This is a genomic window from Bradyrhizobium sp. 132, assembly GCF_023074185.1.
Lineage (GTDB): Bacteria > Pseudomonadota > Alphaproteobacteria > Rhizobiales > Xanthobacteraceae > Bradyrhizobium.
The window spans coordinates 48,889-62,818 of the sequence record NZ_JADPKY010000142.1 but is presented as its reverse complement, the minus strand read 5'-3'; the positions used below and the strand labels follow the sequence as shown (position 1 = coordinate 62,818).

Below are 13,930 nucleotides of genomic sequence, written 5' to 3'. Positions count from 1 at the left end.
CGCTCGATCCAGTCGCGCTGTTGGCCGAGATTCGCGCGACCCAGGACGAACTCGGCAATCGCGTCGATCGTCGTGCCGGCCAGGCGCGCGGCCTGCAACCCGCCAGCACGAGCATCGCGCCAGTGACCGCAGCCACTTTTGCGAAGACGCTCGGCAAGACGACGTCCGGCGAGCCGCGTGCCACGCACCGGCGCACCCGTCGGCCCTATAAAACCAGGGTTCGCATGCCGTCCAAGCGCGACCCGCATATTGCTGCGATCGATGGCTGGCTCGCTACGCAACCGCAGTTAGCTGCACTCGCCATCGTCGGCCGGCTGAGGCAGAAACACCCCGAGGAATTCGGGACACGACAGCATTCGATCGTGCAGCGTCTGCTGAGGGCGCTTAGACGGAAGACGGCCGAGCAGTTGGTCGCGCAGGAGCCACTCGGCGAGGCCACCACCGCTGTCCCGTTGCTCGGGGTTGTGGACGGCTCGGGCTATGTAGGGCCCGACCCGCCCACAGCCCCTCTCGTCGAGCAAGCCGGAAACGTAACTTGGCGCGGCCGATCAACGATATCGCCGGGTCGAAGGACCGGCAGAAGAACGTTCTGGATATAGAGGCGAACGCTCACGCCATCGATCGGCCCTCGATGAAGCATGGCGCGTCGATCCGGTCATGGCGCAGGGCCGCCAGTAAGATCATGGTCGCAGCGGCCGAGGTGGAACCTTGCCAGAAAATTTGTTTGCGCGCGGCGTCCATCCCCGCAAGGGCGCGCCAATAGCCTCTGGGAACAAAGGTGCGTCGATCGACGGCAGTACGTTAATGCATGCGTTGAACTGATCACCTATTTGCCCGTCCAGATCGGCTTCCGCTTCTCGCTAAACGCCTTCAGCCCTTCCTTGGCGTCCTCGGTCATCGCCAGCAGCGCGATCTGGCTTTCAGTGTAGGCGATGCTCTCGTCGAACGACATCGAGGCGATCGCGCGCATCGCGTATTTGCCGCGGCGGATCGCGGTCGGGGACTTGTCGACGATGCGGCCGATCAGCCAGTCGACCTTGGCATCCAGCTCGGCTGTGGGCACGACATAATTGAGCAAGCCTGCTCCTTGCGCCGCTTTCGCATCGAACGGCTCGCCGGTCAGCGCCCATTCGTTGACGAGCCGAGGCGGCGCGATCGACTGCAACAGGCTCAACACTTGCATCGGAAACACGCCGACCTTCACCTCCGGCAGGCCGAAGATGACGTGATCGGCGCCGACCGCCATGTCGGTCATGCAGAGCAGGCCCATGCCGCCGGCCATGCAGACGCCGCCGACGCGCGCAATCGCCGGCTTGGTCGCGTTCTGCGACAAACGCAGCAGATCGGCATAGTCGACATTTGGTCTGGAATGGTCCATCGCGAAAGCCGCGCCGGAGTTCTGCAAATCCGCGCCGGCGCAGAACGCCTTCTCGCCCGCACCCGTCAGCACGATGACGCGGATGTCCTTGTCGTCATGCGCGTCGCGATAGCCGCGTGCGATGCCGGCGATCACCTCGCCATTCAGCGCATTGCGTTTCTCGGGCCGGTTGATGGTGATCCAGAGCGCCTGCCCGCGCTTCTCAGTAATCACGGCTGTGGTGCCGGTCATGGCGCACTCGCTTCCTTTAGTTCCCGTTTTGCAGCCATTTGCGGCAGCACTGGCGGAAGGTGCAAGGGCAATCTGCGGCGAGCCGCCGCTTTAGCGCCTCGACACAAACTTGAAAGGCGAACGAAGCGCGTGCGCTCAGGCCGCGACCGCCTTCCTGATCCAGACCTTGTTGTCGTGGAAAGCGGCTCCGCCGATCGGCGCGATGGTGTCCGCGCCCGTCAACATGTTGATGCCGCGGTTACCGATATGATTCTTGTTGGGATGAACGGACTCCGCGATCAGCACACCACGGCGCACGCCCTCGAACAGAGTGGCAATCAGCGTGGTCTCGCCGCGGGTGTTGCCGAGCGTCACGGCGTCACCGTCGGCGATGTCGAGCGCGGCCGCATCCAGGGGATGGATCATCACGCTCGCTTTGCCCTCGCGCGCCTGCGAGGACGGCGTCTCGTTGAAGGTGGTGTTGAGGAAGCTGCGCGACGGGCTGGTGGCAAGCCGGAACGGATGGGCCTGATCGGAGTGCTCGATCACCGCCCAATGGTCCGGCAGCGACGGCATCTTGTCGAAGTCCCCCATCGTCTGGCCGAACGGCGGATGCGCCCAATCGGCTTTGAAGTGGAATTTCCTGTCGGCATGGGCGAAGCCGTCGAGATAATGCGAGGTGCGGAAGTCCGGTTGCAGGTCACGCCAGAGATCGGCTTCAAGGCCGGCAATGTCGCCGTGGTCGCTGAGCTTCAGCGTCGCGTCGATCAATTCGCGCGGCGTCAGCTCGAAGCCGGGATGCCTGGCGCCGAGCCGCGGCGCCAGCGCCTGCAGGACCTCATGGTTGGAGCGGCATTCGCCGGACGGATCGATCAGCTTCGGCCCGACCGAGATGTGCTGGTGGCCGCCGCCGTAATAGAGATCGTCATGCTCCATGAACATCGTCGCCGGCAGCACGATGTCGGCCATCTCAGCCGTCTCGGTCATGAACTGCTCGTGCACCGCGACGAACAGATCCTCGCGCGCAAAGCCCTGGCGCACCAGCGCCTGCTCCGGCGCCACCGTCATTGGATTGGTGTTCTGGATTAGCATCGCCTTGATCGGACCCTTGCCGTGCAGGGCCTCGGCATCACCCGTGAGGATGCGGCCGATCTGCGACTGGTCGAGCGCACGGATGGTCTGGTCGATGGCGTCGTGGCCTTCGATGATGGATTCGTTGAAGTGCCACAATGCGTAATTGTTGAAGAAGGCGCCGCCGCCTTCATATTGCCAGGCGCCGGTCACCGCGGGAATGCAGTTCGCGGCATGCATCTGCGCCGCGCCGTTGCGCGAGCGGGTGAAGCCGTAGCCAAGCCGGAAGAAGGTCCGCTTGGTTTCGCCGACCAATTTGGCAAAGGCCTCGATCTCCGCCACGGGCACGCCTGAGATCGCGGACGCCCATTCCGGCGTGCGCGTCTTCAGATGCGCCTCGAGCTCGTCAGGGCAATCGGTGTACTTGTCCATATAGGCGCGGTCGGCATAGCCTTCACGGAACAGGACATGCATCACGCCGCAGGCGAAGGCACCATCGGTGCCGGGCCGCAGGATGATCTTGATGTCGGCCTGCTTCATGGTTTCGTTGTCGTAGATGTCGACCGCCGCGATCTTGGCGCCGCGCTCCTTCCGCGCACGTGCCGCGTGCGTCATCACGTTGACCTGCGTGTTGACGGGATTGGTGCCCCAGATCACGACGAGGTCGGAGAGTGCCATCTCGCGCGGATCGACGCCGGCGATCTTGCCGGTGCCGATCGCGAACCCGATACGCCCGACATTGGCGCAGATGGTCTGATAGAAGCGCGAATATTTCTTCACATGCGTGAGACGATTGAGGCCGTCGCGCATCACCAGCCCCATCGTGCCGGCGTAATAATAGGGCCAGATCGATTCCGCGCCGAACTCGCGCTCGGCTTGATTGAAGCGATGCCCGATTTCGTCGAGCGCCTCGTCCCAGCTGATCCGCGCGAATTGGCCGGAACCCTTCGGCCCGGTGCGGCGCATTGGGTACATCAGCCGCTCGGGGTGATGGATGCGCTCGGCATAACGGGCAACCTTGGCGCAGACCACGCCGGCCGTATAGGTCTGCTTTTTCGAACCGCGGACGCGGCCAATGCTGCGTCCCTCGACCACCTCGACATCGAGGGCACAGGCCGACGGGCAATCATGCGGGCAGGTGGAATGGCGGATTTCGATCTTGGCGTGCTGGTTCATGTCCAATTTGGTAACACCAAAATACCTGTCAGCCGAGCGTATTTATCCGGCAACGCCCATGCGATTTGCTCAGGCCGTCTGCGCTGCCGGTTCCTGCCGCACCTGCGAAGAGCGGCGCGGCCACACCGCCAACCGCCCGATATTCCCGGCACCGTCGGCTTTGTGAGCCGTCGACAGCCCGCCTCCCCTGCCGCTACAGTACCGGCCAACAAAAGCGACTTCGGGGAGGTGGGTGTGACGGCCCGACAATTTATGCTGGCGCTGGCCGCCGGCCTGCTCAGCTCATTCTCCGCAGCCCCGTCCCTGGCGCAAGACTATCCCAACCACGCGGTCCGGATCGTCGTGCCCTTCGGCGCCGGCGGACCGGCCGACGTTGCGGCCCGGCTGATCGGCAACGCCCTTCAGCAGAGTTTCGGCCAGCCCTTCGTGATCGAGAACCGAACCGGCGCGGGCGGCGTCATCGGCACGGTCGAAGCGGCGAAGTCGCCGGCCGACGGCTACACGCTGTTGATGATGTCCAACACCCAGACCGCAAACGAATCCCTGCTGACGCCGGATAAACGCAAATACGAGCTGATGCGTGACCTCGCGCCGATCGCGCCGGTGAACTATTCCGATCTCGTCATGGTGGTGAACCCGCAAGTCGCAGCGAAGACACTGCTGGAGTTCGTCGCGCTCGCCAAATCGCAGCCGGGCAAGTTGAACTACGCGTCCTCCGGCCAAGGCACGCCCTATCACATGGCCGGGGAGCTGTTCAAAGCCATGGCCGGCATCGACCTCGTGCACGTCCCCTACCGCAACAGCGGCGAGGCGCGCAGCGGCGTGATCGGCGGGCAGGTGCAGATGATGATCGACGCAGTGCCGGCTATGGCGCCTAATATCGGCGAGAACCAGGTCCGCGCGCTCGCGACCACTGGCAAGCAGCGCTCAGCGGTGCTGCCAAACGTACCGACGGCGATCGAGGCAGGCGTGGCAGGCTATGAAGCCACGATCTGGCTCGGCCTGATGGCGCCGGCCGGCACGCCGAAACCTGTCATCGACAAGCTCAATGCCGCCGTGAACGCGATGGTGAAGCGCCCCGACATCATAAAGCTTTGGACCGAGCAGGGCGCTGTGCCCATGTCGATGACGCCGGACCAATTTGAGAAATTCCTGCGCGGCGACATCGAAAAATGGGCCGACGTCGTCAAGAAGTTCGACAAGTCCTGAGGCTGTAGAGCGACAATGTCTACCATTCAATTCCAGCTCAACGGCGCGGCCACGTCCGTGGATGCCGCTCCCGACCGGACGCTACTCGATGTGCTGCGCGGCCCGCTCGGCGTCACCAGTCCGCATTTCGGTTGCGGAGCCGGCGAGTGCGGCGCCTGCTATGTCATGGTCGGCGACCGCGCGATGGCCTCCTGCGACTTGCCGATGTGGTCGGTCGCGGACAAGGACATCGTCACGGTCGAGGGCCTCGGCACGGCAGAGCAACCGCACCCGCTGCAACGTGCCTTTATCGCCGAACAGGCGATGCAATGCGGCTATTGCGTCTCCGGGATCCTGATCAGCGCGGCGGCGTTGCTGAAGCGCAATCCGTCGCCGACGGAGGCGGAGGTCAAAGCGGCGCTGGATCACAATCTGTGCCGCTGCGGATCGCACAATCGCATGGTCCGCGCCGTACTGCGGGCGGCGTCGCAGATGGCGGCATCATGAGTACGGCGTCCCCTGCCCCGACGCTGCCGGTCAGCCTCGCGGCCAATCCAAAGCTGTCCTCCTGGGTGAGGCTCATCGGCGAAGGCCGTATCGCGATCTCGCCCGGCAAGGTCGAGATCGGCCAAGGCATCGTCACGGCGCTGGCGCAGATCGCCGCCGACGAGCTCGACGTCGATATCATCAGGATCGAGATGATCCGTGCCTCCACGGCGACCAGCCCGAACGAGGGCGTCACCTCGGGCAGCCTCTCAATCCAGCAGTCCGGCCGCGCGCTGCGCCACGCCTGCGCCGAGGTGCGCCAGCGCTTCCTCGTCGCGGCATCGGAACGTCTCGGCGTCGATGCGTCGCTGCTCGAGATCGATGACGGCACGATCTCGGGCCCCGGCAATGTCAGGACTAGCTATTGGGAGCTTGCCGGCGACGTCTCGCTCGACCACGACGCCAATGCGGGCGCGACAACGAAGAACTTCGCCAAACGCGCTATCGCCGGACATTCGGTCCAGCGCGTCGATATTCCCGACAAGGTGTTCGCACGGCCGCGCTTCATTCATGACTGCGCGCTGCCGGGCCTGGTGCACGGACGCGTGTTGCGGCCGCACGTCTCGGGCGCCAAGCTAATCGCACTGGACGAAGCGGCCGCGCGCGCCGTTTCCGGCCTCGTCGCGATCGTCCGCGACGGCGGCTTTGCCGGCGTGGTTGCGGACAGCGAGGCAGCGGCGGAAACCGCGCTGAAAGCCTTGCGCAAGGGCGCGACATGGTCAGCCGGCGAACCGTTGCCCGATGAAAATGATCTGGCGGGCTTCCTGAAGAGCCAGCCGGTCGAGACTTATGTCATCGACACCAGGATGGCGGCAACGACAGGCAAGCCCATTCGGACTCTCCGCCGGCAATACACCCGCCCCTACATCGCGCATGCCTCGATCGCGCCTTCCTGCGCCATGGCACAATGGGCCGGCGACGATCGTGTCCACGTTTGGACGCACAGCCAGGGCGTTTACCTGCTGCGCGCCGATCTCGCGATCGTGCTCAAGCTGTTGGCCGAAAACATCGTGGTCGAGCACATGGAGGGTGCGGGCTGCTACGGGCACAATGCCGCCGACGACGTCGCGCTCGATGCCGTGCTGCTGGCGAAAGCGGCAGGCGGCCGTCCGGTGCGGGTGCAGTGGTCGCGCCAAGACGAGATGGCCCACGCGCCGTTTGGCGCAGCGATGGCGATCGAGGTCGAGGCTGATCTCGACGCGGACAACGAGATCGTCGGTTGGCGTCATGCGATCTGGAGCAACGGCCACGCGGCGCGACCGGGGCGCGCGGCACAGCCCGCGCTGCTTGCCGCGACCGAGATTGCGAACCCCTACCCCCGCATGATCTCGACCAACCCGCCCGCTGCCAACGGCGGCGGCGGCGATCGGAACTCCATTCCGCTCTACGACCTCCCAGCCTGGACGGTTACGAGCCACCGGCTGCTGACCATGCCGGTGCGGACCTCGGCGCTGCGGACACTCGGCGGACAAGGCAATGTGTTCGCCATCGAGTCCCTGCTCGACGAGATCGCCGCCCTGCGCGGCGAGGACCCGATCGCGTTCCGCTTGCGTCATCTGTGCGACGAGCGGGCGAAGGACGTCATCCGCGCCGCGGCACGACGCGCGCAGTGGAAACCGCAGAAGCAGTCCGGCACGGGCCACGGCGTCGGCTTCGCCCGCTACAAGAACACAGGGGCCTATTGCGCCGCGATTGCCGAGATCGAAGGCACTGATGACATCCGCGTCAAGCGGCTGACGCTTGCGGTCGATGTCGGCGAGGCCGTCAATCCGGACGGTGTCATTAACCAGATCGAGGGTGGCGCGATCCAGGCGACAAGCTGGGTGTTGAAGGAACGCGTCCGCTTCGACCGGATGCGGATCACATCGACGTCATGGACCGACTATCCGATCCTGACCTTCAGCGAGGTGCCGGCGGTGGATGTCGAGATCGTTCAGCGACCGGAGATCGAGCCGGCCGGCGCCGGCGAGGCCGCCCACGGCCCGGTGACGGCGGCGATCGCAAATGCCGTTTACGATTGCCTCGGCGTGCGCGTGCGCGACCTGCCGATCACGCGCGCCAAGATCATCGCAGCCATGGAGCTAGCATCGTGACGACAGTGAATGTTTTGAGCGGAGGTGCGGCGCAAGGCCTGGTACGCGGCCTCAGCGAGCCCTTCAAGGCGCAGACCGGCCTCGGTATCGACGGTGAGTTCGGCGCGGTCGGCATCATGGCCGACAAGCTGCGCGCGGGGACGGCGGCCGATCTCGTCATCCTGACGCAGGCGCTGCTTGCGAAGCTCGCGGAGGAGAAGCTCGTCACCCCCTCCTCCATCGCAGATGTCGGCCGGGTCGAGACCGCGCTGGCGGTCCGCAGCCGCGATCCCAAGGTGACGGTGAAGACCGAGGCCAATTTGCGCGAAGTGCTGCGCAGCGCCGACGCAATCTACGTCCCGGATACCAGAGCCTCGACAGCGGGACAGCACGTCGCAAAAGTCCTGGATCAGCTCGGCATCGCCTATGAGGTTGCTTCGCGCCTCAAGATTTTTCCCAATGGCGCGGCCGCGATGCGGGAGCTTGCGTCATCGACCGCGACGCGTCCGATCGGCTGCACCCAGGCGACCGAGATCATCGCGACCGACGGCATCGCGCTATCAGGGGCGTTGCCGCCGGGCTGCGAGCTCGTGACGATGTACACGGCCGGCGTGACCACGCGGGCCGCGCATCCGCAAGAAGCGGCCGCGCTGATCGCGCTGCTGACCGGCGCAGATCACAAGGAACTGCGCCAGCGTGCAGGCTTCACCGGCTAGACAACCGCCCTATTTGTGCAGCTGGGTGAGGCCGGTCGGCGGCCCGTCCACCGCGGTCCAGCCGCCGTCGACGAACAGCGTGCTGCCGCTGACATAGCTTGCGGCGTCCGAGGCGAGATAGGCGACGGCGGTCGCGACCTCGTCGGCGCTGCTCCAGCGGTTGAACACGGTGTGGCCGGCGTAAAGATTGTAGATGTCAGGACGCTGCTTGAACGGGCCGGTCAGCGCGGTCTCGGCGATGCTCGGCGCGATCGCATTGACGCGCACGCCGGAGCGTCCGACCTCGGAAGCAAACCCCTTCACCAGCAGGCCGATGGCCGCCTTGGTCGAGCCGTAGACGCCCAGGCCCGGCTCGATGGTCACCGCACGCACCGAGGAGCAGGCAATGATGCTGCCGCCCTTCTGCTCGACCATGATGCGGCCGAACGCCTGGAAGAACCAGACCGTGCCTTTGATGTTGAGGTTGAGGACGCGGTCGAGATCCTCCTCGGTATAGTCGAGGATGGTCTTGCGAATGTTGAGCCCGGGCGTGGTCACCGCGATATCGAGCCGCGGAAATTTCTGCATCACGGTTTTGGCCAGCGCATTGACGTCCGCAGCGCTCGCGGCGTCACACGCAGCCGCCTCGGCCCAGCCGCCCTTGTCGCGAATGCCGGCGGCGGTCGCTTCGGCGGCATCAAGCGCGCGATCGGCGCAGACGACACGGGCACCGAGCCCGGCCAGCGCCTCGGCTGACGATTTGCCGATGCCCGATGCGGCGCCGAGCACCACGGCGGTCTTGCCGGTGAGATCGAAGAGCTTGCGATAGTCAGTCACGGATAGATTCTCCTGTGTTGCTGCTATCCCTTGTAGCCCATCAGCAGGCGGGGTAGCCACAGCGAGAAGGCGGGGACGTAGGTCACGAACATCAGAGCTGCGATCAGAGCGGCGTAGAACGGCAGGATGGTGCGCATCACCGCGCCCACCGAGATGCCACCGATGGCGCAGCCTACGAACTGCGTGGTTCCGACCGGCGGGGTGTTCAGCCCCAGCGCGCAGTTGATCAGCATCAGCATGCCGAACTGCACCGGATCCATGCCCGCCTTCATCGCGATCGGCAGGAAGATCGGCGTGCAGATCAGGATGGTCGCGGCCATGTCCATGAACGTGCCGAGCACGAACAGGATGACGTTGATGAGCAGGAAGATGACCCAGGGCTGCGTCGAGACCTTGCTCATCATGTCGCCGGCGAAATCGGCCACCTCGTACAGTCCCATCAGATACTGGAACATGGTGGAGACGCCGATCAGCAGCAGCACCACGCCCGTCGTCTTCACCGCCTTGGCCGCAGCGCGCAGGAAGTTCGGCAAGGTCATTGTGCGGTAAATGAAGAACGTCAGCAGGATCGTATAGGTGACCGCGACGGCCGCGGATTCGGTTGCCGTGAACACGCCCGAGAGGATGCCTGAGAGGATGATGCCGACGATCAGAAGGCCAGGCAGAGCGGCCGCAAACGAGCGAAAAACCGCTGGCCAGCCCGGGAACTTGCCGGCCGGATAGCCTCGCTTCACCGCGACCCCGTAAGCGGCGGCCAGCATGCATACCATCAGCACGAGCGCCGGCAGCAGGCCGGCGGCGATCAGCGCGCCGATCGATACCTTGCCGCCGGCGGCGAGCGCATAGATGATCATGTTGTGACTGGTCGGCATCAGCGCTCCGACCAGCGAGGCATGGGTGGTGACGTTGACGGCGTAGTCGGTGTCGAAGCCTTCCTTTTTCATCATGGGGATCATCACGGCCCCCATTGCCGACACGTCAGCCACGGGCGAACCGGAGACGCCGCCGAACAGCGTGCAGGCGACCACGTTCGACATGCCGAGCCCGCCGCGGATGTGCCCGACGAGGTTCTTGGCGAGCTGCACGATTTTGTCGGCGACGCCGCCATGCAGCATCAGCTCACCGCTGAAGACGAAGAACGGGATGGCGAGGAAGGAGAAGATGTTCATCCCCGACATCATCTGCTGGAAGATGACGGCGACCGGCAGGCCTTCGTAAAGGATGGTGCAAATCGCCGAGAGACCGATCGCGAAGGCAACGGGTACACCGATGACGAGAAAGCCGAAGAAAGTGGCGCCGAGAATGATCAATTCCATGAGGGGACGACCTCTTCGCCGCGCAGGAGAGCAATGATGTGCTCGATTGAAAAGGAAACGATCAAAACGCCGGAGGCGATCAGCGGCACGTAGCGGATGACCTCCGGCAGGCCGAGATTGGGGATCTTCACCGTTCCGACCGACGACCCGAGGATCCAGCCGTTGTAGGCCATCGCAATACCGAACACGGCCACCAGGACGTGGATCACGAGTTCGATCTTCTCACGCACTTGATCAGGAAGCATCACCAGCAAGCTGTCCATTCCGATGTGTCCCGCATCGCGCACGCCGACAGCGGCGCCGATCAGCGTGACATACAGGATCAGAACTAGCGCAAGGTTCTCCGTCCAGGTCGGGCTGGAATTCAGCACGTAACGTCCGAACACCTGGTAGAACACGATGGTGACGATGACGAGCAGCCCGGTCACCGACAGATACATCCCCGCGCGAGCGACGACGGCATTGATCCGCGACAGCAAGCCGGTAGACGGGCGTTCGGCTACCTCCCCCTGCTCGTGGCTTGCGACGTGTGGGTCTGTCATCCAGGTCTCCCTTGCGCGTCTCCTTGCGGTGTCCGGTGTCGCCATGCGGCGACGCCGGACCGACGCTATGGTCTTACTTCGTGTCCTGGATCCGCTTGACGAGGCCCTTCAGCTTCTCGTCGCCGGCGAACTTGTCGTACACCGGCTTCATCGCATCGACGAATTCCGCCTTGTTGGCGATCGTCACGACCTGAACGCCGGCCGCCTCGACCGTCTTGCGGGACGCCTGCTCACGCTCGTCCCAGAGCTTGCGCATGACCGGCACCGATTCTTTGGCCGCCTTGCGGACCATCGCCTGATCTTCCTTGCTCAGCGTGTCCCAGACCGTCTTGGACATCACGAGAACTTCGGGCGCCAGGGAGTGCTCGGTGACGTTGTAGAACTTGGCGGCCTCGAAATGGCGCGAGGATTCGTAAGAGGGCCAGTTGTTCTCGGCAGCGTCCACCAGACCCGTCTTGAGCGCGGTATAAACCTCGCCATACGGCATCGGCGTCGGGTTGGCCCCGAGGCTCTGGATCATGCCGACCCACAGGTCGGATTGCTGGACGCGAATCTTCAGTCCCTTGAGGTCGGCGAGCGACTTGATCGGTGCCTTGACGGTGTAGATGGACCGGGCGCCGCTGTCATAATAGGCGAGGCCGATCAGGCCTGCGGGCGCCATGGCCGCCAGGATCTCGTCGCCGATCGGCCCGTCAAGGACCGTGCGCATGTGCTGCGTGTCCCGGAAGATGAAGGGCAGGCACAACGCGATGGTTTCCGGCACGAAGTTGTTCAAGGGCGATGCGTTGATCCGCATCATGTCGAGTGCGCCGATCTTGAGCTGCTCGATGGTGTCCTTCTCGGAGCCCAGGGCTCCGTTGGGAAACACCTTCACACCAAGCTTGCCGCCGCTCGCCGTCGCGAGCTGCTTGCCCATGAACTTGACGGCCTCGACGGTCGGATAATCAGCGGGATGGATGTCGGCGGAACGGAAATCGCGTGCGGTCGCCAAGGGGGCTGAGACCGCAAGCAGAGCGGCTGCAATGATGCCGGTGAGTGTCTTCATCTGGGCTTCCTCCTGAGGTGATTATATCGTTGGGCAGATGCTGTGGGCCGCCTTGGGTCGCTCCACTTCAGGTGTGAAGTCAAGCGCCATTGTCGTCCGTAGGGCGGGCGGCATTCTGAGTCCAAGCCAAATCCGGCATCGATCAATGCTAGAGTTGCATCGATGGATCAAGCGGGTTCGGAGAGGCAAGCTGGGAATAGTCAGCTTTTTCCGAAACCATCTGGCTGCCTGCCGCGGGAAACGTTCACGCGCGTCGCTTGACGCCCCCGGTGCGGCCCCTCCAAGATGCTTCGAAACAAAACGGACCGTCCCGAGGAACACCCATGCCGCGGAAGCTGATCGACATCTCCGTGCCGCTCAGAAACGACGTGACGGCCGATCCCCCGGGCAATCACCCGACGATCCAGTATATCGATCACCAGCAAGGCCTGCCGCGGATGCTGCAGTTCTTCGACGGCCTCAAGGCGCAAGACCTGCCGGACGGCCAGGGCTGGGCCGTCGAGCAAGTCTCGCTGTCGACCCATAACGGCACGCATCTCGATGCGCCCTGGCACTTCCATCCGACCATGAATCGCGGCGAGCGGTCGTGGACGATCGACGAGGTGCCGCTGGAATGGTGCTTTCAGCCCGCCGTGAAGCTCGACTTCCGGCATCTGCCCGACGGTTACGTAGCGAGCGCCGACGACGTCGAGAAGGAGTTGAGGCGGATCGGGCACACGCTGTCGCCGCTGGAGATCGTCGTCGTCAACACCAGCGCCGGCGCCAAATTCGGCCGCGCCGACTACGTCAACTCGGGTTGTGGCATGGGCTATGAGGCCACCATGTATCTGCTCGAACGCGGCGTGCGGCTGACCGGCACCGACGGATGGAGCTGGGACGCGCCATTCGTCTATACCGCGAAGAAATATGCGGAAACAAAAGATGCCGGCCTGATCTGGGAAGGCCACAAGGCGGGACGGCACATCGGCTATTGCCATCTCGAGAAGCTGCACAATCTCGACCAGCTGCCCTCGACCGGGTTCACGGTGTCATGCTTTCCGGTGAAGATCGAGCGTGCCTCCGCAGGCTGGACCCGCGCAGTCGCGATCATCGACAGCTAGTTACCGTCGAGGCCGCTCTCGGCGAGTTCGCGCAAGGCGTCAATGTCGAGCACGACGATGGCGCCGTGCTCGAGGCGAACCCAGTTGCGACCTGCCCAGACGCGCAATTGCTTGTTGATGCTCTCGCGCGTCATCCCCACCATCTCGCTGATCTCCTGCTGCGTGATGGTCAGCGTGCCGCTGCCGGAGTCGAGCTTGCGCTCCTCAGTGAGACCGAGCAGCGCGCTCGCGAGCCGACCCGGTAGATCTTGCAGGATCACCTGCTCGACTTGCTGGCTGGTCCAGCGCAAGCGCGCGCAGAGCAGCTCGATGAATTTCATCGCCAGCGCCGGCTGGCTCTTCACGAACGGCAGGAAGTCCCGGCGGTCGATGATGTAGAGCTCGCAATTGGTGTTGGCGGTCGCGTCGGCCGACCTTGGCGCGCCGTCGAGCACGGCGATCTCGCCAAAGATTTCTCCAGGACCGATCAGGTTGAGAATGGCATTCCGCCCATCAGGCGACGAAGAGGAAATCTTCACTGTCCCGGCGATCACCGCGAACAAATTGTTTCCGGGATCGCCCTTGGCGGCGATCGTCGCACCGCGCTTCACCATGGTGTGCTTGGCGTAGCGGCAGAGCTGATCAAGCGCGTCCGGCTCCAGATCCGCGAAGATCGGGTGCTTGCGCAGGACCGATAGTTTGTTGCCCGCCGACTGTCGCGGGTCGCCGGTCTTGTCCTGAGGCACGCCGCGGGGCTCCTAAGACTGCAAGGCAC

Annotated in this window: 12 protein-coding genes and 1 pseudogene; 6 read left to right on the top strand and 7 right to left on the bottom strand. The window is 64.3% G+C overall.

Annotated elements, in window-relative coordinates:
* Window positions 1–599, top strand: a pseudogene (locus IVA74_RS31450) (hypothetical protein); the annotation flags it as partial.
* A 227-nt stretch (window positions 600–826) separates the two neighbouring features.
* Here IVA74_RS31450 and IVA74_RS31445 read toward each other — a convergent pair.
* Together IVA74_RS31445 and IVA74_RS31440 are read right to left on the bottom strand one after the other, a co-directional pair.
* On the bottom strand, window positions 827–1,609 hold the full coding sequence (locus tag IVA74_RS31445; RefSeq protein WP_247350751.1) for an enoyl-CoA hydratase/isomerase family protein: 783 nt from the start codon (window positions 1,607–1,609) through the stop codon (window positions 827–829).
* A gap of 135 nt (window positions 1,610–1,744) precedes the next feature.
* Complete coding sequence (locus IVA74_RS31440; RefSeq protein ID WP_247350749.1) at window positions 1,745–3,835, bottom strand: molybdopterin-dependent oxidoreductase; 2,091 nt, start codon at window positions 3,833–3,835, stop codon at window positions 1,745–1,747.
* A gap of 252 nt (window positions 3,836–4,087) precedes the next feature.
* On the opposite strand from IVA74_RS31440, the gene IVA74_RS31435 reads away from it, so the two are divergent.
* The 4 genes from IVA74_RS31435 to IVA74_RS31420 are packed head-to-tail and all read left to right on the top strand — an operon-like array spanning window position 4,088 to window position 8,357.
* Window positions 4,088–5,044 (top strand): tripartite tricarboxylate transporter substrate binding protein, encoded by a 957-nt coding sequence (locus IVA74_RS31435; RefSeq protein ID WP_247350756.1) that lies wholly within the window; start codon window positions 4,088–4,090, stop codon window positions 5,042–5,044.
* A gap of 15 nt (window positions 5,045–5,059) precedes the next feature.
* On the top strand, window positions 5,060–5,530 hold the full coding sequence (locus tag IVA74_RS31430) for a (2Fe-2S)-binding protein (protein WP_247350748.1): 471 nt from the start codon (window positions 5,060–5,062) through the stop codon (window positions 5,528–5,530).
* Window positions 5,527–7,662, top strand: a complete 2,136-nt coding sequence (locus IVA74_RS31425) for a molybdopterin cofactor-binding domain-containing protein (protein WP_247350745.1) — start codon at window positions 5,527–5,529, stop codon at window positions 7,660–7,662. Before IVA74_RS31430 ends, IVA74_RS31425 begins: the two co-directional genes overlap by 4 nt.
* Entirely contained in the window at window positions 7,659–8,357 is a 699-nt protein-coding gene (locus IVA74_RS31420; protein WP_247350742.1) for a substrate-binding domain-containing protein, read from the top strand. Before IVA74_RS31425 ends, IVA74_RS31420 begins: the two co-directional genes overlap by 4 nt.
* A gap of 9 nt (window positions 8,358–8,366) precedes the next feature.
* On the opposite strand, the gene IVA74_RS31415 is transcribed toward IVA74_RS31420, so the two are convergent.
* From IVA74_RS31415 to IVA74_RS31400, 4 genes are all read right to left on the bottom strand, one after another.
* Window positions 8,367–9,173 (bottom strand): SDR family oxidoreductase, encoded by an 807-nt coding sequence (locus IVA74_RS31415; RefSeq protein WP_247350739.1) that lies wholly within the window; start codon window positions 9,171–9,173, stop codon window positions 8,367–8,369.
* Between the two features lie 23 nt (window positions 9,174–9,196).
* Window positions 9,197–10,489 (bottom strand): TRAP transporter large permease, encoded by a 1,293-nt coding sequence (locus IVA74_RS31410; protein WP_247350737.1) that lies wholly within the window; start codon window positions 10,487–10,489, stop codon window positions 9,197–9,199.
* A complete protein-coding gene (locus IVA74_RS31405) occupies window positions 10,480–11,031 on the bottom strand; it encodes a TRAP transporter small permease (protein ID WP_247350735.1) in 552 nt (183 codons plus the stop codon). The genes IVA74_RS31410 and IVA74_RS31405 overlap by 10 nt, the downstream gene beginning before the upstream one ends.
* Window positions 11,032–11,104: 73 nt before the next feature.
* Window positions 11,105–12,076: a TRAP transporter substrate-binding protein gene (locus IVA74_RS31400; RefSeq protein WP_247350733.1), complete on the bottom strand. Its 972-nt coding sequence runs from the start codon at window positions 12,074–12,076 to the stop codon at window positions 11,105–11,107.
* A gap of 323 nt (window positions 12,077–12,399) precedes the next feature.
* On the opposite strand from IVA74_RS31400, the gene IVA74_RS31395 reads away from it, so the two are divergent.
* A complete protein-coding gene (locus IVA74_RS31395) occupies window positions 12,400–13,176 on the top strand; it encodes a cyclase family protein (protein WP_247350732.1) in 777 nt (258 codons plus the stop codon).
* On the opposite strand, the gene IVA74_RS31390 is transcribed toward IVA74_RS31395, so the two are convergent.
* A complete protein-coding gene (locus IVA74_RS31390; RefSeq protein WP_247350731.1) occupies window positions 13,173–13,901 on the bottom strand; it encodes a Crp/Fnr family transcriptional regulator in 729 nt (242 codons plus the stop codon). The genes IVA74_RS31395 and IVA74_RS31390 overlap by 4 nt on opposite strands.
* Window positions 13,902–13,930: the final 29 nt, after the last annotated feature.

Excerpts from the sequence above, each read along its gene's own strand:
- IVA74_RS31445 (WP_247350751.1), bottom strand. The coding sequence starts at position 1,609 with ATGACCGGCACCACAGCCGTGATTACTGAGAAGCGCGGGCAGGCGCTC.
- IVA74_RS31440 (WP_247350749.1), bottom strand. The coding sequence starts at position 3,835 with ATGAACCAGCACGCCAAGATCGAAATCCGCCATTCCACCTGCCCGCAT.
- IVA74_RS31435 (WP_247350756.1), top strand. The coding sequence starts at position 4,088 with ATGCTGGCGCTGGCCGCCGGCCTGCTCAGCTCATTCTCCGCAGCCCCG.
- IVA74_RS31430 (WP_247350748.1), top strand. The coding sequence starts at position 5,060 with ATGTCTACCATTCAATTCCAGCTCAACGGCGCGGCCACGTCCGTGGAT.
- IVA74_RS31425 (WP_247350745.1), top strand. The coding sequence starts at position 5,527 with ATGAGTACGGCGTCCCCTGCCCCGACGCTGCCGGTCAGCCTCGCGGCC.
- IVA74_RS31410 (WP_247350737.1), bottom strand. The coding sequence starts at position 10,489 with ATGGAATTGATCATTCTCGGCGCCACTTTCTTCGGCTTTCTCGTCATC.
- IVA74_RS31405 (WP_247350735.1), bottom strand. The coding sequence starts at position 11,031 with ATGACAGACCCACACGTCGCAAGCCACGAGCAGGGGGAGGTAGCCGAA.
- IVA74_RS31400 (WP_247350733.1), bottom strand. The coding sequence starts at position 12,076 with ATGAAGACACTCACCGGCATCATTGCAGCCGCTCTGCTTGCGGTCTCA.
- IVA74_RS31395 (WP_247350732.1), top strand. The coding sequence starts at position 12,400 with ATGCCGCGGAAGCTGATCGACATCTCCGTGCCGCTCAGAAACGACGTG.